At 69.7% G+C, this 24621-nt stretch carries 26 protein-coding genes; 15 read left to right on the forward strand and 11 right to left on the reverse strand.

Annotated features, from left to right (window positions below):
* The gene (locus F5X71_RS21465; RefSeq protein WP_167463665.1) at positions 1–456 is read left to right on the forward strand and encodes an MFS transporter; all 456 of its coding nucleotides are present in this window, start codon (positions 1–3) and stop codon (positions 454–456) included.
* A 123-nt stretch (positions 457–579) separates the two neighbouring features.
* Here F5X71_RS21465 and F5X71_RS21470 read toward each other — a convergent pair whose 3' ends face one another.
* Complete coding sequence (locus F5X71_RS21470; RefSeq protein WP_167463666.1) at positions 580–1176, reverse strand: DUF7691 family protein; 597 nt, start codon at positions 1174–1176, stop codon at positions 580–582.
* A gap of 370 nt (positions 1177–1546) precedes the next feature.
* Between F5X71_RS21470 and F5X71_RS21475 the strand changes: the two genes are divergently transcribed.
* The 6 genes from F5X71_RS21475 to F5X71_RS21500 all read left to right on the forward strand — a co-directional run bounded on the left by F5X71_RS21475 (position 1547) and on the right by F5X71_RS21500 (position 5782).
* Positions 1547–2032: a GNAT family N-acetyltransferase gene (locus F5X71_RS21475; RefSeq protein WP_167463667.1), complete on the forward strand. Its 486-nt coding sequence runs from the start codon at positions 1547–1549 to the stop codon at positions 2030–2032.
* Between the two features lie 103 nt (positions 2033–2135).
* The gene (locus tag F5X71_RS21480) at positions 2136–2528 is read left to right on the forward strand and encodes a VOC family protein (RefSeq protein WP_167463668.1); all 393 of its coding nucleotides are present in this window, start codon (positions 2136–2138) and stop codon (positions 2526–2528) included.
* 600 nt (positions 2529–3128) lie between these two features.
* Entirely contained in the window at positions 3129–3659 is a 531-nt protein-coding gene (locus F5X71_RS21485; protein WP_167463669.1) for a GtrA family protein, read from the forward strand.
* Positions 3660–3681: 22 nt separating this feature from the next.
* Positions 3682–4329 carry an SUMF1/EgtB/PvdO family nonheme iron enzyme gene (locus F5X71_RS21490; protein ID WP_203218366.1) on the forward strand — a complete coding sequence of 216 codons (648 nt, stop codon included), beginning with the start codon at positions 3682–3684 and terminating at the stop codon, positions 4327–4329.
* Between the two features lie 145 nt (positions 4330–4474).
* Positions 4475–4756, forward strand: a complete 282-nt coding sequence (locus F5X71_RS21495; RefSeq protein WP_167463671.1) for a hypothetical protein — start codon at positions 4475–4477, stop codon at positions 4754–4756.
* 42 nt (positions 4757–4798) lie between these two features.
* Positions 4799–5782 (forward strand): helix-turn-helix transcriptional regulator, encoded by a 984-nt coding sequence (locus F5X71_RS21500; RefSeq protein WP_167463672.1) that lies wholly within the window; start codon positions 4799–4801, stop codon positions 5780–5782.
* 79 nt (positions 5783–5861) lie between these two features.
* Here F5X71_RS21500 and F5X71_RS21505 read toward each other — a convergent pair whose 3' ends face one another.
* Positions 5862–6389, reverse strand: a complete 528-nt coding sequence (locus F5X71_RS21505; protein WP_167463673.1) for a hypothetical protein — start codon at positions 6387–6389, stop codon at positions 5862–5864.
* A gap of 176 nt (positions 6390–6565) precedes the next feature.
* Positions 6566–10198, reverse strand: a complete 3633-nt coding sequence (gene cobN, locus F5X71_RS21510) for a cobaltochelatase subunit CobN (RefSeq protein ID WP_167463674.1) — start codon at positions 10196–10198, stop codon at positions 6566–6568.
* Between the two features lie 440 nt (positions 10199–10638).
* Between cobN and F5X71_RS21515 the strand changes: the two genes are divergently transcribed.
* Together F5X71_RS21515 and F5X71_RS21520 are read left to right on the forward strand one after the other, a co-directional pair.
* Positions 10639–11316 carry a DUF4352 domain-containing protein gene (locus tag F5X71_RS21515; RefSeq protein WP_238815383.1) on the forward strand — a complete coding sequence of 226 codons (678 nt, stop codon included), beginning with the start codon at positions 10639–10641 and terminating at the stop codon, positions 11314–11316.
* A 90-nt stretch (positions 11317–11406) separates the two neighbouring features.
* Positions 11407–12651, forward strand: a complete 1245-nt coding sequence (locus F5X71_RS21520) for a nitrite/sulfite reductase (RefSeq protein ID WP_167463675.1) — start codon at positions 11407–11409, stop codon at positions 12649–12651.
* A gap of 87 nt (positions 12652–12738) precedes the next feature.
* Here F5X71_RS21520 and ddaH read toward each other — a convergent pair whose 3' ends face one another.
* The gene (gene ddaH / locus F5X71_RS21525; RefSeq protein ID WP_342803735.1) at positions 12739–13578 is read right to left on the reverse strand and encodes a dimethylargininase; all 840 of its coding nucleotides are present in this window, start codon (positions 13576–13578) and stop codon (positions 12739–12741) included.
* 138 nt (positions 13579–13716) lie between these two features.
* On the opposite strand from ddaH, the gene F5X71_RS21530 reads away from it, so the two are divergent.
* The 5 genes from F5X71_RS21530 (at position 13717) to F5X71_RS21550 (ending at position 17493) form a co-directional block, all read left to right on the forward strand.
* Positions 13717–14154: an Lrp/AsnC family transcriptional regulator gene (locus F5X71_RS21530; RefSeq protein WP_167463676.1), complete on the forward strand. Its 438-nt coding sequence runs from the start codon at positions 13717–13719 to the stop codon at positions 14152–14154.
* 55 nt (positions 14155–14209) lie between these two features.
* Positions 14210–14845 carry a precorrin-8X methylmutase gene (locus F5X71_RS21535; RefSeq protein WP_167463677.1) on the forward strand — a complete coding sequence of 212 codons (636 nt, stop codon included), beginning with the start codon at positions 14210–14212 and terminating at the stop codon, positions 14843–14845.
* Entirely contained in the window at positions 14842–16584 is a 1743-nt protein-coding gene (locus F5X71_RS21540) for a precorrin-2 C(20)-methyltransferase (protein WP_167463678.1), read from the forward strand. Before F5X71_RS21535 ends, F5X71_RS21540 begins: the two co-directional genes overlap by 4 nt.
* A 32-nt stretch (positions 16585–16616) precedes the next feature.
* Entirely contained in the window at positions 16617–16886 is a 270-nt protein-coding gene (locus F5X71_RS21545) for a hypothetical protein (RefSeq protein ID WP_167463679.1), read from the forward strand.
* A 76-nt stretch (positions 16887–16962) separates the two neighbouring features.
* Entirely contained in the window at positions 16963–17493 is a 531-nt protein-coding gene (locus F5X71_RS21550; RefSeq protein WP_167463680.1) for a PadR family transcriptional regulator, read from the forward strand.
* Here F5X71_RS21550 and F5X71_RS21555 read toward each other — a convergent pair.
* The 4 genes from F5X71_RS21555 to F5X71_RS21570 all read right to left on the reverse strand — a co-directional run bounded on the left by F5X71_RS21555 (position 17479) and on the right by F5X71_RS21570 (position 20872).
* The gene (locus F5X71_RS21555; RefSeq protein WP_167466623.1) at positions 17479–18228 is read right to left on the reverse strand and encodes a cobalt-precorrin-6A reductase; all 750 of its coding nucleotides are present in this window, start codon (positions 18226–18228) and stop codon (positions 17479–17481) included. The genes F5X71_RS21550 and F5X71_RS21555 overlap by 15 nt on opposite strands.
* A complete protein-coding gene (locus F5X71_RS21560; RefSeq protein ID WP_167463681.1) occupies positions 18225–18719 on the reverse strand; it encodes a hypothetical protein in 495 nt (164 codons plus the stop codon). Before F5X71_RS21560 ends, F5X71_RS21555 begins: the two co-directional genes overlap by 4 nt.
* Before the next feature lie 79 nt (positions 18720–18798).
* Positions 18799–20049 (reverse strand): precorrin-6y C5,15-methyltransferase (decarboxylating) subunit CbiE, encoded by a 1251-nt coding sequence (cbiE, locus tag F5X71_RS21565; RefSeq protein ID WP_167466624.1) that lies wholly within the window; start codon positions 20047–20049, stop codon positions 18799–18801.
* 67 nt (positions 20050–20116) lie between these two features.
* Positions 20117–20872 carry an SDR family NAD(P)-dependent oxidoreductase gene (locus F5X71_RS21570; RefSeq protein WP_167463682.1) on the reverse strand — a complete coding sequence of 252 codons (756 nt, stop codon included), beginning with the start codon at positions 20870–20872 and terminating at the stop codon, positions 20117–20119.
* Between the two features lie 131 nt (positions 20873–21003).
* On the opposite strand from F5X71_RS21570, the gene F5X71_RS21575 reads away from it, so the two are divergent.
* Positions 21004–21420 (forward strand): pyridoxamine 5'-phosphate oxidase family protein, encoded by a 417-nt coding sequence (locus F5X71_RS21575; protein WP_167463683.1) that lies wholly within the window; start codon positions 21004–21006, stop codon positions 21418–21420.
* A gap of 7 nt (positions 21421–21427) precedes the next feature.
* Here F5X71_RS21575 and F5X71_RS21580 read toward each other — a convergent pair whose 3' ends face one another.
* The 3 genes from F5X71_RS21580 to F5X71_RS37495 all read right to left on the reverse strand — a co-directional run bounded on the left by F5X71_RS21580 (position 21428) and on the right by F5X71_RS37495 (position 24585).
* Complete coding sequence (locus F5X71_RS21580) at positions 21428–22555, reverse strand: M24 family metallopeptidase (protein WP_167463684.1); 1128 nt, start codon at positions 22553–22555, stop codon at positions 21428–21430.
* The gene (locus tag F5X71_RS21585) at positions 22552–23184 is read right to left on the reverse strand and encodes a TetR/AcrR family transcriptional regulator (protein ID WP_167463685.1); all 633 of its coding nucleotides are present in this window, start codon (positions 23182–23184) and stop codon (positions 22552–22554) included. The genes F5X71_RS21580 and F5X71_RS21585 overlap by 4 nt, the downstream gene beginning before the upstream one ends.
* A 402-nt stretch (positions 23185–23586) precedes the next feature.
* Positions 23587–24585: an AMP-binding protein gene (locus tag F5X71_RS37495; protein ID WP_275106739.1), complete on the reverse strand. Its 999-nt coding sequence runs from the start codon at positions 24583–24585 to the stop codon at positions 23587–23589.
* Positions 24586–24621: the final 36 nt, after the last annotated feature.

The following is a 24621-nucleotide window of genomic DNA, read 5'->3' on the forward strand; positions in this document are numbered from 1 at the left end:
ATGACCGCGACCAAGACCGCGGGACGTTTCGCGCGCCGCGTACCGCAGTTCGGCGCGCTGATCAGCCTTGCCGCGGTCACGGCCTACGGGTTCCAGATCGGCGGGCACCCCGAGGGGTCCTTGCTCGTCATGGCGGTTCCGGTGCTGCTGCTCGGGTTCGGTCTCGGCACGATCGGCGGCCCCGTCGCCGACCTGACCCTGGCCGAGGTCCCGAACGAGAGCGCAGGTGCGGCCTCGGGCCTGTTCAACACCGCGCTACAGCTCGGCTACGCCGTCGGCATCGCACTGACCGGCCCGCTGTTCTTCGCCACCGCCGACGGCGGCGCCACGCTCACCCGCGCCGCCTTCGCCGGCGTCCTGTGGTGGGTAGGCGGTGCCCTGATCCTGATGTGGGCCTTGATGTTCAGCCTGCCCGCACCAACCAAGGGCCGCACCGAAGATGTGCCGCTCTCGTGAATTGCGCTCGGACCGTTGAGGTTCGGGTTCCAAGAAATCCTGTCAGCTGGCTGAGATTCAGCAGAGGAGTCGGTGCCGCTCTCCTCGATGATCATTCAGGAGTTCGAGGGCGACGACCACCACTCAGCCGTAGAAGGTCACCAGATCTTGCCGCGGCCATGGCCTATCGAAGCTCAGGGCGAACGCGTTGAAGTGCAAGGTCTCGTCCGCAGCGTCGAGCAGGACGCTTACCAGAGCGGCCGTCTCCGTCCCGACAGTGACCGCGCCGTAGACCTCGCGCAACTCCGGCACTCGTTGGGCCGCCACATGCCCGACGACCGGCGCGTTGCCGGCCTGGGGCGCACTGAAGGGGTTGTCGAAGACGAAACTCAATGGCGTGAGTTCCCGGGGCACGCCGGCGGCCTCGAGCTCCGCACTCGCTTCTTCCAGATACCGCCAGCCCCACCGCAGCGGCCCGAGGTCGAAGCGGGTCGACTCGCCGTACTCGATCACGTCCTGCCACACCTGGGCGTAGGCGTCCCCGGCGCCCGGGTTCTTGGGGCGGTCACCGAAGATGTCGTCGACAGCCTCCACCACGGACGGCGATCCGATTCCCCTGTTCTGCGCGTCCATGGCGATCGCTCGCCGTCGGCTCTCCTCCAGCACGCCGGCTCCTGGCTGCCGAACCCACGTCCGCACGTTCTCGAGGCTCACGCTGTAGATGGTGAGCCGCGTACTCATCGGTTCTCCTCCACTCGGCGTTCCGGGACCCGCATCGCATCAACCGGTGCCGACCGCCCCAACCGTCAGCACCCTATAGCCCCCAGTAGGTCGGCGCATTCCGACTACGCCGCGGACACGCTCGCCGATGATGTCAAATCTCTTTGATGCCAGCAGATCTCGCACCACACCGCCGGACGCAGGAGTACGCCGATATCCGCCGTCAAGAGACACCAGCACCTGCCGCTCTCAGGGCCCACGCCTCCGAAAGTTCCGATGAACGTAGCCCCTGGACCGCCGAGCATCCGCTACTGCCCCGAACCGCGCGTTTCGAACCACCGTCGACCGCAAATATGTTGCGGGACTTGCGTGCATGATCGAGCATGCAGCGGTGACCGATACACGGCGGCTGGATGCCGCGGACTGGCGGCTCTTTCGTGACGTGCAGTTGGCCGGGCTGCTCGACGCGCCGTACTCCGCGAACCTCACGCACGCGCAGGCGGCGCGGCGCACCGAAATCGAGTGGCGGCACAAGCTTTCCGTGCAGGCGGTGTTCGCCACCGCGCGCGACGGCAAGGCGGTCGGGATCGCGGGTGGGCGGTTGGAGCCGGACGCCGAGACACCGACGCTGGTCTCGCTGTGGGTGGCGCCGGACGCCCGTGGGCTGGGTGTCGGGGACGAGCTGGTGCGCACCGTGCTCGAGTGGGCCCGCGGCGAGGGCCATCGCCGAATCACCCTCTGGGTGCTGGACAGCAACGCACCGGCCGAACGGCTCTACCGGCGACACGGCTTCCAGCGGACCGGACAGCGCAGGGCCATGCCGCGGGACGCGACCATGATCGAGGTAGAGATGGCGCTCGACCTGCACGAAGCCTAAGCTACCGAACGGTCGCCAAGGTCACAGAAATTCTAGGAAGCACCGAGCGGCATCATGCGGTAATTTACCTTTCCAAATGGCTGCGGGCATCCGAGGAGTCGACATGCATTTCGGCGGGTTGGCGTTGCTGGTAGATGACGTGGACGCGACGGTGGCCTTCTACGAGGCGGCCTTCGGTCTCGGACAGGTGTTCGCCGACGGCGACGGCTCCTTCGTGGTGCTCGGCCGCGGCGGCTGGTCGCAAGGGCCGAGCACGCCCTATCTCAGCGTCGAGCACCGGCGCAAGATCGACGACTACAGCGAACCCCGCCCCGCGGACGGGTTCCGGGTGCTGCTCGAAGCCGACGACGTGGACGAGGCCTACCGCCGGGCGGTCGACGCGGGCGCGCGCAGCGCGCTGGCTCCGACCACCCGCCCCTGGGGACAGCGGGTCGCCGCGGTCATCGACCTCAACGACGCCATCGTGGAGATCAATGGTCCGGTCGTCCCCGACTGACGCACCGAGACACCTTGGCGCACACCGAAATCGGCACAGCCCATCCGCCGGCACCGAACCGGAGCCGCACGCCGCTCATATCGCCCACCGATTCCGAGCAGCGCCGCGCGCCCGCCCCGAACCCGGAATCCTCGACCGACGCTTCGCCCGCCCAGCCGCGCGCCCGGTCGACATCGAGCACGATCTCGAATATCAGTGCGGCCCAACACCTCAGCACCCCTACTACACAACAAGGGGCCGCAGCCGCCAGCTGAGGCCCCTCGTGGTTGTGCCGACCGGTGTCCGAGCTACTTTCCTCTGGGCCCCGGCCTCGATACAAGACACTCTCACATTTGCGGGCATTCGGCGCACCGAGCGCGAGTGCGACTGTGACCAGCGGCGCATGTGCATCTGCATTGACGATGCAAACCGCCCTGACCAGGGAAAATAGCAAAGAGGCGCACGAGAGGATGTCACGGAAAGATAACGGCGAGGCGCGATCGTTTTCATACTGTGCCCCTCCGAAACACGAGATCCGTTCTACCGCAATCGCACTCACCTGAGAACCGAGAACCGGGCGGCGGTGACGGCGGCCCGCCCGCACTCGGCTAACCTGGCCCGATGTTCTTGGCCCAGATTGTCGCCGCCCGCGTGCCGAGCCGAATGCTGTCCGCGTTCGTGCGCAACGCCGAGCTGCTGAAGTTTCTGACCGTCGGAGCGATCGCCTTCGTCACCACCTCGGTGCTGTTCTTCGGGCTGAAATGGACCGTCCTACATGGGAAGCCGGTTACCGCCAACATGGTCGCGGTCCTGATCGCGACGGTAGTGTCCTATGTGCTGAACCGCGAGTGGGCGTTCACCGCACGCGGCGGCCACGAGCGACGGCACGAGGCGGCGCTGTTCTTCGTGGTCGCGGGCATCGGCATGGTGATCAACCAGCTGCCGCTCGCGGTGTCGAGCTACATCTTCCAGCTCCGGGCGCCGCACGTGTCGGTGGTCACCGAGAACATCGCCGACTTCATCAGCGCGACGATCATCGGCACCCTGCTCGCCACCGTGTTCCGCTGGTGGGCCATGCGCAAGTTCGTCTTCCCGCATCAGGTCGAGCCGGAGCTGGAACGCGACGCGGCGATCCCCGAGCTGCGTGCCTGACCTGCGGGTGGACCCGGACGCGCTGATCACGGTCCCCGCGGGCACGGTGCGGCTGGCCGATCGGCGCACCCAGCGCAGTTGGACCGTCGACATCGCGACTTTCCGGATCGGCGCGGTCCCGATCACCCAGGAACGGTATGCGCTGATCACCGGCGAGCGGCCGAGCAGCGCGCCGGGCGAGCGCAGGCCGGTCGACGGCGTCTCCTGGTGGGACGCCGTGCGCTGCTGCAACGCGATGTCCGAGCGCGCGGGCCTGCGACCCGCCTACCGCATCGGCGGGGACGACGACATCGAGTGGGACACCACCGCCGCGGGCTATCGGCTGCCGAGCGAGGCCGAATGGGAGTACGCCTGCCGCGCGGGCAGCACCGGCCCCCGGTACGGCCCGCTCGACGATATCGCTTGGTACCGCGGCAATTCCGATGACCGGATGCACGAGGTCGGCGGGAGACGCCCCAACGCGTTCGGTCTGTTCGACATGCTCGGCAACACCTGGGACTGGTGCTGGGACGTCTACGACGCCGAGGTCTACGGCGCCTACCGGGTGCTGCGCGGCGGCGGCTGGTTCGACGAGCACTGGAGCTGCCGGGCGGGCGTGCGCCGCCGCAGCCACCCGAGTCTGCGGCTCGACGATGTCGGTTTCCGGGTCGCTCGCTCCATAACGCCCTGATCGGACATTCCCGACAGGTTCCGCCGTACGCTCCACGAAATCGTCAGGGCCGCACATACTGTCCGGTACAAGCATGGCTATTCCCCAGACAACGCGCCCGTGCCACCGGATCCCGCTGGCACGTCGACCCGAAGCGAGCGTATTCATGGTCATCATCGCTGTGCACGACGCCCTCCTCGCCCAGATCGGCAATCCGACACCGGAAGCGCCGCCGGTCTCGGACAAGATCCTGCAGATGGTCCGCTACCTCACCTGGCTGGTGTTGCTGTCCGGTGTCTGCGGAATCACCTTCGCCGGTGGACGATTCGCCTGGGAGAAGTGGCAGGGCGGTGCGCTCGAGTCGCCGAAGATGATCGCGGGCGCGATGATCGGCGGGGTGGTCGCCACGAGCGCGGGCACGATCATGAACGCGGTCGTCGGCGCCTGATCGCGGAAGGCGGTCTTCCTCGATTACTGGGATGATCGACCGATGTTGGAGACCTCCGCACGCCTGCTCCGGCTGCTCTCGCTGCTGCAACTGCGTCGCGATTGGACCGGCCCCGCGCTCGCCGAGCGGCTCGGCGTGTCCACCCGCACCATCCGCACCGATGTCGAACGCCTGCGGACCCTCGGTTATCCGGTGCACGCGACGCCCGGTGTCGCGGGCGGATACCGGCTCGGCGCGGGTTCCGCGCTGCCGCCGCTGCTGCTCGACGACGAGGAGGCCGTCGCGGTCGCGGTCGGACTGGCCACCGCCGCCAACGGCGCGGTCACCGGCATCGAGGAGACCTCGGTCCGCGCGTTGGTGAAGCTGCAACAGGTGCTGCCCGCGCGGCTGCGAAACCGGGTCGCGACGCTCACCTCGGCCACCGTGCACGCGCCGGAGTTCCAGCGCGACACCGTCGACGCGGCGGTGCTCACCGCCGTGGCGGGCGCCATCCGCGCCGGTGAGCGGCTGCGCTTCGACTACGCGGCGTATTCCGGCGCGCTGTCGCGGCGCGAGGTGGAGCCGCATCGGTTGGTGCACTGGCGCGGGCGGTGGTATCTGGTCGCCTGGGATCCCGACCGCACCGACTGGCGCACCTTCCGGGTGGACCGGATCACGCCGAAGACGCCAAACGGTGCCCGGTTCACCGCGCGCGAGATGTCGGAGGCGGAACTGGCCGAACGGGTGCGGCGCGGCGTCGGGTCGGCCGCCTGGCGCTACCACGCGACCGTGCGGATGGCCGCGCCGGCGCCGGTGATCAGGGCGAAGCTGCCGCCCGCGGTGTCGGTCACCCCGGACGGGCCGGATCACTGTGTGCTGCGGGCGGGTTCGGACACCCCGCAGCTGCTGGCGCACTACCTCGGCTTGGCCGACGTGGATTTCGAGGTGCTCGACGGTCCCGAACTCGTCGAACAGCTGCTGGCGACCGCCGAGCGATTCCGCAGGGCGGCGCTGCCGAAGCAAACTCCGGCGCAGCGTGATTCGTAACTCGCCGAAAATGTGAAACCCGACCGCGCCGGCACGTTCTGCCGGGCGCGGCCGGGTTCGACCATACCGTCATTACCCGCTAGGGCTGGTTGGCTCCCGCGATACCGCCGATGATGCCACCGATAACGCAGCCCGGGATCGCACCGATAATCACGAAGATCAGCCCGATCAAAGCGCCGATCGCACAACCGATCAACACGCCTGCCACCGTGGTGCCCGCGTCACCGATGAACTGCGGCGCGCCCGGCTCCGGGACCGCGGCCCCGACCGGCGTCAGCGTCAAAGTGGTTGCACCGGCGTCGACTTGCGGCGCCACCCGAACCTGCTGCCCCGACACCGACTGCAGCGTGGTCGGCACGGTCGCCACGAGCGCGCCGTCCGGCGCCACGACGGAGATGCCCTGATCGGGCGTCAGCACGAACTTGCCGGAGGCGAGGGTGACCGTCGCGCTCGAGTGATCCGGCGCGACCGAGGCGGTGTACGCCACCCCGTGATCGACGCCGGTGATCGCGTCGGCCACCTGCACTTCACCGTGCGCGGTGGCCGCGGCGATACCGGTCGCGGCAATGGTGATGGCCGCGGTCGCTACGAATTTCCTGATATTCATAAGGCTTTCCAATCAGCTAGCCGGTTCGATTGGCGTTCCCCCGGAAAACCGCCGTGGAACACCATCGATCATGCGCCCTCGGCAATGACGTTGTCGAGAGCGGGCAGCCGATCGAATTACATTGCAAGATCAGCGATTTCGAATTCCCCCGAGAATTGGGGGGTTGATTTTCCCGCCTACTCCAATTCGCCTTCGGTCTCCAAATAGACCTGCCGCAACCGATCCAGTGTCGCCTGCTCCGGTCGCTCCCACAAGTCCCGTTCGGCCGCCTCCAGCAGCCGCTCGGCAATGCCGTGCAGCGCCCACGGGTTGGACTGCTCCATGAACTTGCGGTTCACGTCGTCGAAAACGTAGCTCTCCGCGAGCTTCTCGTACATCCAGTCGGCGACCACGTTCGTGGTGGCGTCGTAGCCGAACAGGTAGTCGACCGTGGCGGCCATCTCGAACGCGCCCTTGTAGCCGTGCCTGCGCATCGCCTCCAGCCAGCGCGGGTTGACCACGCGGGCGCGGAACACCCGGGAGGTCTCCTCGGACAGCGTGCGGGTGCGCACCGCGTCCGGGCGGGTGCTGTCACCGATGTAGGCCTCCGGGTTCTGCCCGGTCAGCGCGCGGACCGTGGCCACCATGCCGCCGTGGAACTGGAAGTAGTCGTCGGAATCGGCGATATCGTGCTCACGGGTGTCGGTGTTCTTGGCGGCCACCGCGATTCGGCGATACGCGGTGCGCATGTCGTCGGCGGCAGGCGCGCCGTCCAGATCGCGGCCGTAGGCGTAGCCGCCCCAGGTGGTGTAGACCTGCGCGAGATCGTCGTCGGTGCGCCAGCTCTTGGCATCGATCAGTTGCAGCAGGCCCGCGCCGTAGGTGCCCGGCTTGGAACCGAAGATGCGGGTGGTGGCGCGACGGGCGTCGCCGTGCTCGGCCAGATCCGCGGCGGCGTGGGCGCGCACGTAATTGGCGTCGGCGGGCTCGTCGAGCTCGGCGACCAGTCGCACCGCGTCGTCAAGCAGTGCCAGCACGTGCGGGAACGCGTCGCGGAAGAAGCCGCTGATGCGGACCGTGACATCGATACGCGGACGGGCCAATTCGTCGAGCGAGATCACCTCCAGGGTGGTGACCCGGCGACTCGCCTCGTCCCACACCGGCCGCACCCCCAGCAGCGCAAGGACTTCGGCGATATCGTCGCCGGAGGTGCGCATCGCGGAGGTGCCCCACACCGAAAGGCCCACCGAACGCGGGTACTCGCCGTGATCGGCCAGGTATCGGGCCAGCAGCGAATCCGCCATGGCCTGACCGGTTTCCCAAGCCAGCCGCGAGGGCACCGCCTTCGGGTCGACCGAGTAGAAGTTGCGGCCCGTCGGCAGCACGTTGATCAGGCCGCGCAGCGGCGATCCGCTGGGGCCGGCCGGGATGAAACCACCGTTCAACGCGTGCAGTACCCGCTCGACCTCCACGCCGGTCTGCCGCAGGCGCGGAACGACTTCGGTGGCGGCGAAACGCAATACCGCACGCACGGCGTTCAATTCGGTGTCGGCGCGCGGGCCTGCGGCCGCGAGCAGTGCCGCGCCGAACTCGTCGACGATCCGGTCGACCGCGTCCGGGGACCAGTCGGCGGCCTGCAGCGCGGCGACCAGGCCGCGGGCCTGCTCCTCCACCACATCGACGCGCACGCGCGCCTCGGTACCGGATTCGTCGAGCCCCAACGCTTCGCGCAGGCCGGGCACATTGCGCTCGCCGCCCCAGAGCTGGCGGGCGCGCAGCATGGCCAGCACCAGGTCCACTTCGCTCTCCCCCGCCGGCGCCTGACCGAGGATGTGCAGGCCGTCGCGGATCTGCACATCCTTGATCTCGCACAGCCAGCCGTCGACGTGCAGCAGCATGTCGTCGAAGACGTCCTCGTCCGGGCGTTCGGCCAGGCCGAGATCGTGGTCCATCTTCGCGGCGCGCATCAGTGTCCAGATCTGCTGGCGGATGGCGGGCAGCTTCGCCGGGTCGAGGGTGGAGATGTTGGCGTGCTCGTCGAGCAGCTGCTCCAAACGCGAGATGTCGCCGTAGCTTTCGGCCCGCGCCATCGGCGGGATCAGGTGGTCGACCAGCGTCGCGTGCGCCCGGCGCTTGGCCTGCGTGCCTTCGCCGGGATCGTTCACCAGGAACGGATAGATCAACGGCAGGTCGCCGAGCGCGGCATCGGTGCCGCAGGAGGCGGACATGCCGAGCGTCTTGCCCGGCAGCCACTCCAGGTTGCCGTGCTTGCCGAGGTGCACCATCGCGTCGGCGCCGAAACCCGTTTCCGCGCGCAGCCACTGGTAGGCCGCGAGATAGTGGTGGCTGGGCGGCAGGTCGGGGTCGTGATAGATGGCGACCGGATTCTCGCCGAAGCCGCGCGGCGGCTGCACCATCAGCGCCACGTTACCGAACCGCAATGCGGCGATGACGATCTCGCCGTTCGGGTCGGCCGAGCGGTCCACGTACAGCTCGCCCGGCGGCGGGCCCCACGCCTCGATCACCGCGGCGCGCAGATCGTCGGGCAGCGTGTCGAACCAGGTGGCGTAGGTGGCGGCACTGATCCGGATCGGGTTGCCCGCCAACTGTTCGGCAGTCAACCAGTCCGGATCCTGCCCGCCCGCGGCGATCAGCGCGTGGATGAGCGCGTCGCCGTCCTGCTCCTCGAGGCCGGGGATCTCCCCGGGTGCGCCGAGATCGTAACCGGCCGCGCGCATTTCGGTGAGCAGGCGGATGGCGCTGGCCGGGGTGTCCAGACCGACCGCGTTACCGATGCGAGCGTGCTTGGTCGGGTACGCGGAGAGCATCAGGGCGACGCGCTTGCGGGCGGCCGGAATGTGGCGCAGCCGCGCGTAACGCACCGCGATACCGGCGACCCTGGCCGCGCGCTCAGCGTCGGGGACGTAGGTGGACAGACCGTCGGCGTCGAACTCCTTGAACGAGAACGGAACCGTGATGATCCGCCCGTCGAACTCGGGCACCGCGACCTGGGTCGCGACATCCAGCGGGGAAAGACCGTCGTCGTTGGCCGCCCACTGCTCGCGTCCGCTGGTCAGGCACAAGCCCTGCAGGATGGGCACGTCCAGGTCGGCGAGCGCGCCCACATCCCAGGCCTCGTCCTCGCCGCCGGCCGAGGCGGTGGCCGGCTTGGTGCCGCCCGCGGCCAGCACCGTCACCACCAGGGCGTCGGCCTGCCGCAGGGTCGCGAGCAGCTCCGGTTCGGCGGTGCGCAGCGACGCGCAGTACAGCGGCAGCGGGCGCGCACCCGTGTTCTCGATCGCCTGGCACAGGGCATCGATATATCCGGTGTTCCCGGCCAGATGCTGTGCGCGGTAATAGATCACCGCGACGGTCGGCGCGTCCGCGGACAACGCGACGTACGGAGTCCGTTCCAGCACACCCCAACTCGGCAACTGCACCGGCGGCTCGAAGCCGTGACCGGTCAGCAGGACCGTGTCGGACAGGAAGTTGTGCAGCTGGCGCAGGTTGGCCGCACCGCCTGCGGCGAGGTAGTTGTGCGCGTCGGCGGCGACACCGCCGGGCACCGTCGAACATTCCATCAGCTCCGCGTCCGGCGCGATCTCGCCGCCGAGCGCCACCATCGGCACGCCGCTCTCGCGCAGCACCGCGAGCCCGTCCTCCCACGCGCGTTTGCCGCCGAGGATGCGCACGATCACCAGCTCGACGCCGTCGAGCAGCGCGGGCAGATCGTCCACCAGCAGCCGGGCGGGGTTGCCCCACCGATACTCCGCCCCGCTGGCGCGGGCACTGAGCAGATCGGTATCGGACGTGGACAGCAGCAGGATCACAGGTGGCAGCCTTCCTCGGGTGACGCGCCCATCGGGTGTTCGCTGCTCGCTGCCGGGGTCGGCAGCCAGCGGAGCCGGCGGAGTGGGCAAGCCCAGAGGGTCTGGCTTTCACAGTGGCGCGACCGCACCGGATTTCCACCGGTTTCCTCGTCACCCGCCGAGCCATGGGATGCTACCGCGCGCGGGAGCGCCCGACGCACCGAGGTTCATTCCCGTACACCCGCATTGAGCGCGGCAAACGTGCGCCTTCGCCGTCCCGGGCAACCGGTCGGCCGGATGCCGCCGCGGCCACGCCCGCCGAGTTCTGTCGCGAAGTCCGGCCAGCCACTTCATCACCTCCCCGGGCCGCCCCCGAACGAATTTCCACGCACCCGCGCCCGTCAGCGCCCGATTTCGAAATCGTCGAGCTGTGAGCCGTAGCACATCAATGCCTAACCGCTATGAATCAGCGACGCGCGTCGAACGTAGTCAGTACAGCTGTCGCAGGGGGCGACACCACTGCGACAATTTCGGAAGGAACCGCTTTGACCGCTCCACAAACACCCCAGCCGTGGCAGGGCGCCACGCCGCCGCCGTACGGACAACCGGGCTATGCGCCGCCGCGGCGGCGACGCGTGTGGCCGTGGGTATTACTAGGTGTATTCGTCCTGATCGCAGCGCTTTTCGTGGGCTGCTTCGCGTTGGTCGGCAATGAGATATCGAAGATCGATGACAAGCGCACGACCGCGGAACCCGCGGGCACGGAAGTGCGTGACGGCAAGTTCGCCTTCCTGGTCACCGGTGTCGATCCCCCGGTCACCTCCGTGGGTGACTCCGAGTTCTTGAAACAGGACGCACAAGGAGAGTTCATCCTGGTGCGCGTCGATGTCAGCAATATCGGCAACGCACCGCAGAGCTATTTCGCCGAGAATCAGAAACTGATCGACGACCAGGGGCGCTCGTTCACCAACGACACCGCCGCGGAACTGGTGGTGAACCCACAGTTGACCACAGAGATCAATCCCGGAAACAAAGTCGGGGTGATCGTTGTGTTCGATGTGCCGAAGGGCACCACGCCCGCCTCGATCGAATTCCACGATTCGATGTTCTCCGGGGGTGCCCGGGTGGCGTTGCGCTAGAGAGCCGGATCGACGGTGGCACCGGGCGGCGGGTTTCGTCGTCCGGTGCCGTCGTGTGGGGGTGGGGTGGTTTCGTAGGCTTGAGGGACTATGACGCGACGGGTTCCGGATTCATGTCCCGGGGTGCTGCGGCTGCATGCGGCGGCGGACGGGCCGCTGGCGCGGGTGCGGGTGCCCGGCGGGCGGGTGACGCCGGCGCAATTGCAGGCGCTGGCCGAGGCGGCGCACGACCTCGGCGACGGGAACATCGAGCTGACGTCACGGGGAAACGTGCAGCTGCGGCGGATTCAGGACGCGGCGGCGCTCACCGAACGGCTCGACGCGGCGGGGCTGCTGCCGAGCCGGACGCACGAGCGGGTGCGCAATATCGTCGCCTCCCCGCTGTCGGGCCGGATCGGCGGAATCGCCGAGGTGCACCGCTTCGTGCCCGCCCTCGATGCCGGGTTGCTCGCGGCGCCCAGGCTCGCCGACTTGCCCGGCCGGGTGCTGTTCACCCTCGATGACGGGCGCGGCGATGTCAGCCCGCTGCACGGCGATATCGGCGTCCATGCCACGGACGCGGACGAATTCGCGTTGCTCCTGGCGGGCGCGGACAGCGGCATCCGGCTGCACCCGGCCGACGCGGTGGATGTCATGCTCGCGGCGGCCAACGGCTTTCTCGAGCTGCACGGCGACGACGCCGGGCAGTGGCGGCTGCGCGACATCGTCGACGGCGCGGACCGGGTGGCCGAGCGGCTCGGCCTGCGCCGCGGCGCGGACCGGGTGGAATTCACCGCCGCCCAGGACATTCCGATCGGCTGGCTCGACCAGGACAACGGGCTGGTCGGTCTCGGCGCCGGGGTGCGGCTCGGCTCGCTGCCCGCCCGTACCGCCGAATTCCTCGCCGCCGTCGAACGTCCGGTGCTGCTCACCCCGTGGCGCAGCCTGGTACTCGCCGATCTCGACGAGTGGGCGGCCGAGCAGGTGGTCCGCGTGCTCGCCCCGATGGGCCTGATCTTCGACGCCAACTCCCCCTGGCTCGAGGTGAGCGCCTGCGCCGGTCGCCCCGGTTGCGCCAAGGCGCACACCGATGTCCGCGCGGACGTCACCGAGGCGGTGGCATCCGGTCGAGTGCTCCCGGCAGCGAGCACTCGACCGGCCGTGGCCGACCGAATACCGTCGGCCGACGACGCGTCGCCGGAATCCCCTGCGCGCCGCCCCCTTCCACTGCTGGACGCGACCGCCGTTGCGGTCACCGGACGCCAGCACTGGTCCGGCTGCGAGCGCCGCTGCGGACGTCCGCGCGGCGCGGTCACCGATATCGTCGCCACCGAATCCGGCTACCGCGTCGACTGAATCACCGCGTGCCCCAGCCACATCCGGCGCAGGCGACCCATGGCCGCGGTGGCGGCCGCGACCATGGGCCGTGCGATTCCGGTGGTCCTAGTGGATCTCGAGCGTGCAGCACTTGACGCTGCCGCCCGCCTTGAGCAGTTCGGACATGTCGATGCCGACCGGGTTGAAGCCGCGCTCGCGCAGCGACTCGATCAGCGTGACCGCCTTGTCGCTGAGGAACACGTTGAAACCGTCGCAGACACCGTTCAATCCGAGCACCTCGGCATCGGCGTCGGTGGCGACGATGGCGCCGGGGAAGAGTTCGGCGAGCACGGCCTGACTCGCGGCGCTGAACGCGGGCGGGAAGTAGGCGATGGTGGTGGCGTCGAGCGGCAGCAGCACGGTGTCGAGGTGATAGAAGCGCGGGTCGACCAGTTCGAGCGACACCACCTCGCGCGAGAAGTGCTGTGCCACTTCCTGATGCGCGGCGAGCGAGCTGCGAAAGCCCATACCGGCCAGCAGCTTGTCACCGACCAGCAGGAAGTCGCCCTCGCCCTCGTTGAGCTCCCCGGCCTCGACCAGTCCGGCCAGGCCGTGCTGGGCGAACCAGCGATGGTAGGCCGGACCCTCGGCGGCCCGCTCGGCGTGGGTGAACCGGGCCGACATCGCGCGGTCGCCGATCACCAGGCCACCGTTGGCGGCGAAGACCATGTCGGGCAGGCCCGGTACGCCGGGCACCACGTCGATCTTGTGCCCGTACTCCTGGTAGGTGGCGCGCAGGCGCTCCCACTGATCCAGCGCGAGCGCACGGTCGACCGGCGCGTCCGGATCCATCCACGGATTGATGCAGTAGGTGACCTCGAAGTGGTCCGGCCGGCACATGACGAACCGTCGCGGCGACGGCTGACGTGGGGTGGACTCGGCACGGAGGGTGGCTACAGAAGTCAACGTGTCTCCCGGTAGGTCGGCGCGATCTTGCGGCTCACATGACCGTAATTCGCCTACTATTGCGCCAGAAACAGCGATTCGTTGCGCATTTCGGCCCTAGAACGTCGAATAATTGTGCGGCGAGGAAACGGGTGTGGCATGGACGACATCGACCGGCGGATCCTGGAGCACCTGCTCCGACAGGCTCGCGCCTCGTTCCAGGAGATCGGCAGCGCGGTCGGCCTGACCGCACCCGCAGTGAAGCGCCGCGTCGACAAGATGGTGGCGAGCAAACAGATCACCGGCTTCACCGCGCTGGTGAACCCCGCGGCCCTCGGCTGGAAGACCGAGGCCTACGTGGAGGTCTACTACCGCGACAACATCTCGCCCGCCGAGCTGCGCCGCAGCCTGGAACCGATCCCGCAGGTGGTCGGCGTGTGGACGATCGCGGGCGAGGCCGACGCGCTGGTGCACGTGATGGCGACGGACATGGCCGAGATCGAGGTCACCGTCGAGCGGATCCGGGAGAACGCGCGCGTGGGTCGTACCCGCAGTTCCATCGTGATGTCCCGGCTGCTCGAACGTCCCCGCACCTGAGCGGACGGCTACCCGCGCCGAACTGGGCGCGAGCGCACGTCTTAGGGTGATGCGCATGTCCGACGTGCGTGCCAGCTACCTCACCGACGGGGCCGAGATCTATCGGCGCTCGTTCGCGATGATCCGCGACGAGGCCGACCTCAGCGGCTTCCCGCCGGAGGTGGCGCAGGTGGTGGTGCGGATGATCCACGGCTGCGGGCAGGTGGACCTGGCCGGGGACGTGGCGTTCTCGCCGGGCGTGGTGACCGCGGCGCGCGCCGCGTTGCGCGCCGGTGCGCCGATTCTGTGCGACGCGACCATGGTCGCCGCCGGCGTGACCCGCAAGCGCCTGCCCGCCGACAACGAGGTGATCTGCACGCTGGCCGATCCTCGGGTGCCGGAACTCGCTGCCGCCATGGGCAATACGCGGTCGGCGGCCGCTCTCGAGCTGTGGCGCGACCGGCTCGACGGCGCGGTGGTCGCCATCGGGAACGCGCCGACCGCGCTGTTCCACCTGCTCGACCTGCTCGACGCGGGCGCGCCGCGCCCCGCCGCGGTCCTGGGCATCCCGGTCGGCTTCATCGGCGCCGCCGAATCCAAGGACGCTCTGGCCGGCTACGGCGGGCTCGAATTCCTCACCGTGCGCGGCAGGCGCGGCGGCAGCGCGATCACCGCGTCGGCGCTGAACGCGATTGCGAGCGAACAGGAATGATCGAGCACACGGCGGCGGCCACGCCCGGCAAGCTGTGGGGTGTCGGGCTCGGTCCCGGCGATCCGGAACTGGTCACGGTGAAGGCCGCGCGGGTGATCGCCGCCGCCGACGTGATCGCGTTCCACAGCGCGCGGCACGGACGCAGCATCTCCCGCGGCATCGCCGCGCCGTACATGCGCGCCGACCAGCTCGAGGAACACCTCGTCTACCCGGTGACCACCGAGACCACCGACCACCCCGGCGGCTATCAGGGCGCGATCGAGGAGTTCTACGAGCAAGCCGCGCGGCGGCTGGCCACCCATCTGGCGGCGGGACGGTCGGTGGCGCTGCTCGCCGCGGGCGATCCGCTGTTCTACAGCTCCTACATGCACATGCACCGGCGGCTGGCCGATCGGTTCGAGGCCGAGATCATTCCGGGCATCACCTCGGTGAGCGCCGCCTCGGCCGCGCTCGGCACGCCGCTGGTCGAGGGCGAGCAGGTGCTGACCGTGCTGCCCGGGACCATGCCGGTCGACGAGCTCACCCGGCGGCTGCGCGATACCGAGGCCGCGGCCATCATGAAGCTGGGCCGCACGTATCCCGGTGTGCGCCGCGCGCTTTCCGAGGCCGGCCGCCTCGACGACGCGTACTACGTGGAACGGGCGAGCAGCGCCAGGCAGCGGGTCCTGCGGGCCGCCGACGTGGACGACGCCGAGGTCCCCTACTTCGCCATCACGGTGGTCCCCGGGCCGACGCCAACCACCGCCCTCCCCCTGGTCGCCGCGAATCCCGCCGCGGCGCAACCGGACGCGGCGGGGGTCGGCACCGAGCGGCCGCACCGGCCCGACCCGCAACGCGACACCGCACCCGGACTCGAAACGGAAGAAGCTGCCGCACAGGATGTCTCGCCGCAGGCAGCCGCCACCAGCAGCGCCCCGACCGCGTACGCCGGAGGCGGCGACCCACGCCGAACAGAACGCCACGACTCGGTCGGGCAGGTCACCGTCGTCGGGCTCGGCCCCGGCGCACCGGAGTGGACGACCAGCGAGGTCCTCGAAGCACTGTCGGACGCAACGGATCTCGTCGGCTACACCACCTACCTGAACCGGGTGCCGGTACAGGACGGACAGCGACGGCACGCCAGCGACAACCGGGTGGAGGCCGAACGCGCCACGATGGCACTGGATCTGGCGCGCCGGGGCGCTCGCGTCGTGGTGGTGTCCTCGGGCGATCCCGGGGTGTTCGCGATGGCGGCGGCCGTGCTGGAGGAGGCGGCCGACCCGCGCTGGACCGACGTGCCGGTGCGCGTGCTGCCCGGGCTCACCGCGGCCAACGCGGTCGCCAGCCGGGTCGGCGCGCCGCTCGGACACGACTACGCCATGATCTCCCTTTCCGACCGGCTCAAGCCGTGGGAGGTTGTCGCGCAACGCCTTTCCGCCGTGGCGGCGGCCGATATGGCGATCGCGATCTACAACCCGGCCTCCTCGCAGCGCACCTGGCAGGTCGGCGCGATGCGCGAGCTGCTGCTCGCCCATCGCGCGCCGCAGACGCCGGTGGTGCTCGGCCGCGATGTCGGCGGACCGACCGAGTCGGTGCGGGTGGTCACGCTGGGCGAACTCGACCCCGCACAGGTCGACATGCGCACGCTGTTGATCATCGGCGCGTCGACCACGGTGGCCACCGAAACCGACCGCGGGGTTCGCGTCTACACCTCGCGACGCTACGTCCGGACAGGCGACGCGGCGTCGTCGAACGCGTAGGATCTGCTGACGCACCGACGATTGGAGGGATCTTGGCCGCGACACTGTCGGAGCTGACGCTGCGCGCCCGAGCTCTCGAGGCTCGAGCCACCGCCGGCGAACAGGCACTCGAAGATCAGGGCGACCTGCTCAACGAACTCGCGGCACTCACCAGGAAGGCGCTCGACGGCATCCACCGCATCGACGAGCGTGCCGAACGGATCGAGGAAGATCTCGTCGAATTGCGCCGCGGCCAGATCCGTTTGGAAGCGGGCATGGCGCAGGTGCTCGCCCGGCTCGAGCTGCTGACCGGCGGCGACTAGCGCACCGCCGAAGAACCTGACACGCGTTTCGTATAACATTCCACTATGGAATGTTGAGAGCGAAGGGAGCAGTCGGTTGACCAACACCGCGACCAGCCGCAAGCCGTTGAACTCCACGGCCGCGTCGCTGCTCGGATTTCTGCACGAGGGCCCGATGTCCGGCTGGGACCTGGTGGCCAAGGCCCAGGACCGCATCGGCGACTTCTGGACCATCACGCAGAGCCAGGTCTATCGCGAGCTCGCCACGATGGACGCGGCGGGCCTGGTGGAGAAGGGCGTGCCGGGGGCGCGCGAGCGCACCCCCTACCTGATCACCGACGCGGGCCGGGAAGCGTTCCTGGAGTGGATCGCCCGCGATCCGGGCGGTGAGAACATCCGCTTTCCGCTGCTGCTCACGCTCTCGTTCGGCGACCACCTCGATCGCGCCCGCCTCGATCGCATCATCGCCGCCAACCGGGAGATCCATCAGGGCAGATTGAGCAGATATCTGGACGAGGATCCCACCGACCTACCGCCGTATGCCCGCGCCACCCTGGATTTCGGGATCGGCTACGAACGCGCCGTGCTCGACTGGTTCGACCGGCTACCCGAACTACTCGACCGCTGAGCGCCGCGCGCGCAGCCACTCCCAAACCTGCGCAACGGTTTCCAACGCCACGGCACCCTCCGGCAGCGGCGGCCGCTCGATCACGACCACCGGCACACCGGCCGCCCTGGCCGCAACCAGCTTGGCCGCGGTCGGCGCGCCGCCGCTGTCCTTGGTGACCAGCAGATCGATGCGGTGCCGCGCCAGCAGACGCGCCTCCTCGCCGAGGGTGAAAGGCCCACGCGCCAGCAATAATTCGTGTCGCGGCGGCAAGGCGTCGGCCGGCGGGTCGATGGCGCGGATCAGAAACCACGGCCGCCGCAGGTCGGCGAACGCGGCGACGCCCTGCCTGCCGATGGTCAAGAAGACGCGTTCGCCTTGCTCGGCAACGGTTTTCGCGGCCGCCGTCAGATCGGGTACCCGGATCCAGCGATCATCGGGCCCGGCGCGCCAGCCGGGCCGCCGCAGGTGCACCAGAGGCAGGCCGAGCGCCCGGGTCGCGACGGCGGCGTTGGCGCTGATCGTCCCCGCGAACGGATGGGTGGCGTCGACCACGGCCTCGATCCCGTTGGCCACCAGCCACTCCGACAAACCCGCGACCCCGCCGAACCCGCCGACACGCACCGCGCCGACCGGCAGCACCGGGTCGCGAACACGTCCGGCGAGCGAGGAGACGATGTCGAATCCCGGCGCGCCGGACGCGATGCGGGCGAGTTCCCGGGCTTCCCCGGTGCCGCCCAGAATCAGGGTCTTCAGGGCTGCCCGCTGAAGTAGGCGATGCCCGCGTTCAGCAGCGACGGCCCGCCCGCGACCGCGAGGCCGATGAGCGCGCCGATGAACTCGGCGGCGACCGGCGCGTTCGCCGACGGCTCGACCTTCGGGGTGAGCGTCAGCCGCTTCGCGTCGTCGGCGATGGCCGCGGCGATCCGCACCTGCTGCCCCTTGGCCGTCGCGGTGAGCGCAATGGTGGTGACGGTCTCCCCCGCGGCGTTGCGCAGCGACACCGACTGCTTGTCGGCGGCCAGGGTGAACGCACCGCCGGTGACGCTGGTGACGACGGACTTGCCCGCGTCGGCCAGGGTCAGCGCGTAGTCGACACCCTGGTCCCTACCCGTGACGGTGGGTGCGGCGGCTTGGTGCTGCGTCGCGGGCGCGGCGGGCGACGGCGCCGCGTAGGCGGTACCCGCGCTGACGCCGGTGGCGGCGATGGCAAGCAGTGCGGTCGCGGCGAACTTCTTGTACTTCATCTATCTCCCCGTCAGGAACCGGATTTCCGATCAAGATCGGATCTCGGGCACCGACCCTACCCGGCGAGGTGAACGCTTCTTATTCGTGGACCTCATTTCGCGGGCTCGCATTGTGCACCTTCACCACCGACCATTGCGTGACCGGCAGTTGCGGACGCCAGGCGGTGAACGATCCCAACGGCCGCGCGCGATAGATCTGGAACTTGCGCAGCGCACCGCCGTGCGTCGCGGCCCAGTTCAGCAGCAACGATTCGGATTCGGCCGTCACCGCGTTCGCGACGAGCCGCCCGCCGTGGCGCAGCTGCGCCCAACACGTCTCGAACAGGCCGTCCTGAGTAAGGCCGCCGCCGAGGAAAATCGCGTCCGGCGCGACGGATTCGCGCAGCAGCGCCGCGGGCGCGGCCCCGCCGACCCGCACCTGCGGGACACCGAGCGCCGCCGCGTTGTCGGCGATCTGCTGCCTGCGCGAGTCCAGTCGCTCGAAAGTGACCGCGCGACAGGCCGGATGCGTGCGACACCATTCGATCGCGATGCTGCCCGAGCCGCCGCCGACGTCCCACAGCAGCTCCCCTGGCGCCGGGGCGAGCGCGGCGAGGGTCAGCGCGCGCACCTCGTGCTTGGTGAGTTGGCCGTCGCCGCCGAACAGTTCGTCGGGCAGGCCGGGCACGCGCGTCGCCCGCGGCCGTGCCGGATCGGCCGCACAGTCGATCGCGACGATGTTCAGCGGATCGCCCGGCGGGTATCGCCAGTGCGTCGCGATGCCCGTCTCGATCCGCTCGTCCGGGCCGCCGAGCTGCGCGAGCACCGTCAGTTCCGAATCGCCGAAACCGTTGCCGACCAACAGTTCCGCCAGTCGACCGGGGGTGTGCTGGTCGGCGCTCAGCACGAGCACGCGCCTGCCGTGCGCCAGTTCCGGGAGCACCGTTTCCAGCGCCCGGCCCACCACACTCACCACGGGCGTCTCGGCCAGCGCCCAGCCGAGCCGCGCGCACGCCAGCGACGCAGACGAGGGCTGCGGCAGCACGCGCAACGCCGCCGGGCCGAGCAGCCGCGCCAGCGTCACCCCGATGCCGTAGAACATCGGATCCCCGCTGGCCAGCACGCAGATTCGCGCCCCGGCGTTGCGTTCGAACAGCGCGGGCAACGCGGGCACCAGCGGCGACGGCCAGGCGATCCGCGCGCAATCGCCTTCCGGCACAAGCGAAAGCTGCCGCGCCGAACCGAAGATCACCGCCGCGTCCAGCACGGCGGCGCGTGCCGTGGCACCGAGCCCGGCCCAGCCGTCGGCGCCGATCCCGACGACGGTCACCGGTGGTCCCGGCCAGGCCATGGTCATCGTGGCGGACCCGCGGTCACCGCCGCGCGGCCACCGGTCCGGATCGCGATCACCGGCGGTCTCACCGCGGCATCCGGCGCCAGACCGATTGGGGCAATAGGCGCATGGCGAAGAAGACGGGTCGCAGAATCCGGGGATACCAGACCAACCGGGTGCGCTTGTGCAGACCCTTGACCACGGCGTCGGCCACCCGGGACGGCGTGCTGGAGAACGGGGCCGGGGTCATGCCCTCGGTCATCCGGCCGATCACGAAGCCGGTGCGCACCAGCAGCAGGTGAACTCCGGTGTCGTGCAACGCGTCCGAGAGACCGCTGGCGAATCCGTCGAGCCCGGCCTTGGCCGAACCGTACACGTAGTTGGCCCGCCGGACCCGGATGCCCGCCACCGAACTGAACACCACGAGTTGCCCATCCCCTTGCGCGCGCAGCATATTCGCGAGCGTGGTGAGCGCGCTGACCTGGGCGAGGTAGTCGGTGTGCACCACGGCGAGCGCGTGCGCCGGATCTTGTTCGGCCCTGGCCTGATCGCCGAGCACGCCGAACGCGAGGATCGCGACCCCGATCTGTCCGTACTCGGCCGCCAGCTTCTCGAAAAGCGCGGGGTGGCCCGCCGTGTCGTCCGCGTCGAACTCCACGCAGTGCACTGCCTCCGCACCGGCGGCCATGACCTGCGCGACCTGCTCGCTCAGTGCACCGCTGCGCCGGGCCGCGAGAATCACGGTCTGTCCAGGCGCCAGGCGGCGCGCCACCTCCAGTCCGATCTCACTGCGCCCACCGAGCAACAACACCGTCCCGTCCGCAATCCCACGCGATCCCATGCGCCCAGTCTTACAGCACCATCGCACGCGACCCGACATCACCGAGCCATTTGGCGCGTACTGCCGCGCGCGCCCGGCCGACACCGCGGGTGCCCGCGTCCGGCCCCGCACGCGACCGCTACCGTCAGGGCATGCCGACCTCCACCATCGAGCTGTCCCCCGCCGCGCTCGAGTTCGTCGTCGAACGACACCTCGCGACCCTGACCACCCTGCGCGCCAACGGAACGCCGCACGTGGTCGCGGTGGGCTTCACCTGGGATCCGGCCGCCGGCGTGGTCCGGGTGATCACCGACGGCGCCTCGGCAAAGGTGCGCAACGTCCGGCGCGGCGGGTACGCGGCGGTGAGCCAGGTCGACGGCCGCCGCTGGCTCACGCTCGAGGGCCCGGCGACGGTCCTGGACTCCCCCGAGGACGTCGCCGAGGCCGAGCGCCGCTACGCCGAGCGCTACCGGGTGCCCCGGGAGAACCCCACCCGCGTCGTCATCGCCATCGAGGTCCGGCGCGCGCTCTCCAGCAGCACCCTGCTCGCCCCGGACCCCGGGCAGTAGAGCGCCGCTACAGGATGGTGAGTCCGTGCGGGCGCTGGTTCATCGACTCGCAACCGTCCGCGGTGACCACGACGATGTCCTCGATGCGGGCGCCCCACTCGCCGCGGAAGTAGATGCCGGGCTCGATGCTGAACGCCATGCCCGTCCGCAGGGTGAGATCGTTGCCCTCGATGATGTAGGGCTCCTCGTGCACCGACAGGCCGATACCGTGTCCGGTGCGATGCACGAAGTTCGGGCCGAAACCGGCTTCCACCAACAGATCTCGGCCCGCGGCGTCGACCGACGCGGCGGTCACGCCCGGCCGGACCGCGGCGACCGACGCGGCCTGGGCCTGTTCGAGGATCGCGATCCGGGCGGCGATCTCGGGGTCGGGTTCGCCGAGCGCGTAGGTACGGGTGGAGTCGGAGTAGTAGCCGGGCTCGACGGGACCGCCGATGTCGATGACCACTACGTCGCCCGCCTCGATCCGGCGCTCCGAGACGCCGTGGTGCGGGTCGGCGCCGTGCGGGCCGCTGCCGACGATGACGAACGCCGCGGCGGTGTGGCCCTCTTCCAGAATGGCGGCGGAGATATCGGCCCCGACCTCCGCCTCGGTCCGGCCGACCCGCAGGAACTCACCCATCCGCGCGTGCACCCGGTCGATCGCGGCCCCCGCGCGGCGCAGCGCGTCGATCTCCGCGGCGTCCTTGATCATGCGCATCTCGCGCAGCACCGGGGTGGCCGAGGAGGGCAGTCCGGTGAACGACTGGGCCAGCGGGATGAGGTGCAGCGCGGGCATAGCCTCGGCGACCGCGACCCGGGAACCGACGTGCAGCGCGGACTTCACCAGTCCGTACGGGTCGACGCCGTCGACCCAATCGAGCACCCGCAGATTCAGCTCGGCCGCCGCGGAACCTTCCAGCGCGGCCAGTTCCATCTTCGGGATGACCACCGACGGCGTCGCGCCGTCGGCCGGGATCACCAGGCAGGTCAACCGCTCGAACGAGTCGGCCGCCGAGCCGATCAGGTACCGCAGATCCGGACCCGGGGTGATCAACAAAGCGTCCAGATGAGCGGCGCGCATCAGCTCCACCGCTCGCTCCAACCGTTCACCGTAGACATCCGCCGCGAACCTGGAATCCGTATGCGAGCTCATTCGTCCGACGTTACCTGCCCGGCCCGTCCCGGCGAACCCGAACGCCCGCCGCCCGCGATCAACGTGCGGGCGGTGAATCGCACGGTGTCGTCCCAGTCGTGCGGGTGCAGATGGCGGCGCACGCTGGTGAAGTGATCGGCCAGACCGGTGATGACCGACCACAGGACCGTCACGGTCATGCCGGGGTCGTCGCCGAGGTCGAGCCGTTCGACGGTGTGCCGCATCAGGTCGTAGGCGCGCGCCGCCGCGGTGATCAGCTGACCGCCGGACTGCTCGCTCAGCTCGACCTCGCCGGCGAGCACCGCCCAGATGTTGAGTTCGCGCCCGTACACCCGATACATCTCCAGGTATTCGGTGGCGATGAGGACGAACAGCTCCTCGAGGTCTTCGGTGTCCGCGCAGCGTGGCTCGACGGTGGCGACGAATTCCTCGAGCCGCTCGGCGTACAAGGTCGCGTACAGCGCCTCTTTGGTGGCGAAGTAGGTGTAGACCGTGCCGGGGCTGATCCCGGCCCCCTTGGCGACGTCGCGCATCTGCAATGCCGCATATCCCTTTTCGGTCAGCAGCGCGCGCCCGGCGACGAGGATGTCGCGGCGCCGGTTCTCCCGATCGCCCCACTTGGTGGCCATACACCTACCGTCTCCGAACCGGGTTCAATTTGCCTGGTCCGAGGGTGGTCCACCGCGACGGCGAGTGTCAAGCGAGGCGCACCGTGGCGACCGGACCGATGCGCCGAGCAGGACCGGGGGCGCCGGTCGGTGCGCCCCTAGGTACCGACGTCGTATCCGAGTAGGGGGTTATCGGTGCGGCGGTGCCGGTGCGGCGCCAGGACGGTACCCATGACCTCGGTGTGGCCGCCGGTCGCGGTGGTCGAGGTGCAGCGAATCCGCCAGGCACGACCGGGCATTCGCAGACCGGGGAGCAGCTAGGCGATCATCGGTTCGGCGGTGAGCAATCGACCCGGACGATAGGCGGAATCGGCTGGGACATGTCATTCTTCCTTCTGATCCGGTGTGCCACGGCAATCGGGCTCATTCGGGTGGACAGCGCGGCAGGGCGTGCAGGGCACGGCGATCGATCTTGCCCGCTGGATTGCGCGGCAGTTCGGCGACGAGATGGATCTCGCGTGGCTGTTGGAAGCGGGAAACCTTGTGCCGCAGATAATCCCGGATTTCTTCCGCGGTGGGCGCACGGTCTGGCTCCGGCACCGCGAATGCCGCGAGACGCTGGCCGAACTCTTCGTCGTCGACGCCGACCACCGCGACATCGCGCAGCCGCGGATGGGCGGCGAGGATGTCCGCCGCCTCCTGCGGGTAGACGTTCTCGCCGCCGGAGACGATCATGTCGTCCGCGCGACCGGCGAGGAACAGGCGTCCCCGCGCGTCGAGCGAGCCGAGGTCACCGCTGTCGATCAGGCCGTCGACCCGGTCCTTGTCCCGGCCGTCGGTGTATCCGGCGAAACCCAGTGCGCTGCCCACGAACACCTGTCCGACCACGCCGGGCGCCACCGGCCTGCGCGCGTCGTCGAGGATGCGAACCTCGGTGCCGAGCACCGGCCTGCCGACCGTGCCCGGCGCGACGCGCAGGTCACGCGGGGTGGCCAGTGAACCGATCCCGACCTCGGAGGAGCCGTAACCGTTGTAGAGCACCTCGCCGAAGGACTCGATGAATTCGGTTGCCAGCAACGCACGCAACGGCGCCGCACCGCAGAGCACGACCGCCAGGGACGACAGGTCATGGCGCTCGCGCACCGCAGCGGGCACCGCGAGCAGGCGCTGCACCATCACCGGAACCACCGCCAGCATCCGCACCCGGTGCTCGGACACCGCCGCCAAGGTGGCCTCGGCGTCGAAGTGACGACGCAGGATCAGCTTGCCACCCAACGCGATACCGAGCAGCAGTACCCCGAGACCGAACCCGTGGAACAGCGGGATCTCCACGGCGATGCACGCGCCGGTGCGTAACCCGGTGCGCCGCAGCAGACTCGTCGCCGTGCCGAGGACCGCCGTCGCCGCGGGGTCGCGGGGCACCCCCCTTGGGCGCGCCCGTCGTGCCGGAGGTCAGAA

Origin of the sequence: Nocardia brasiliensis (assembly GCF_011801125.1) — a bacterium.
GTDB lineage: Bacteria > Actinomycetota > Actinomycetes > Mycobacteriales > Mycobacteriaceae > Nocardia > Nocardia brasiliensis_C.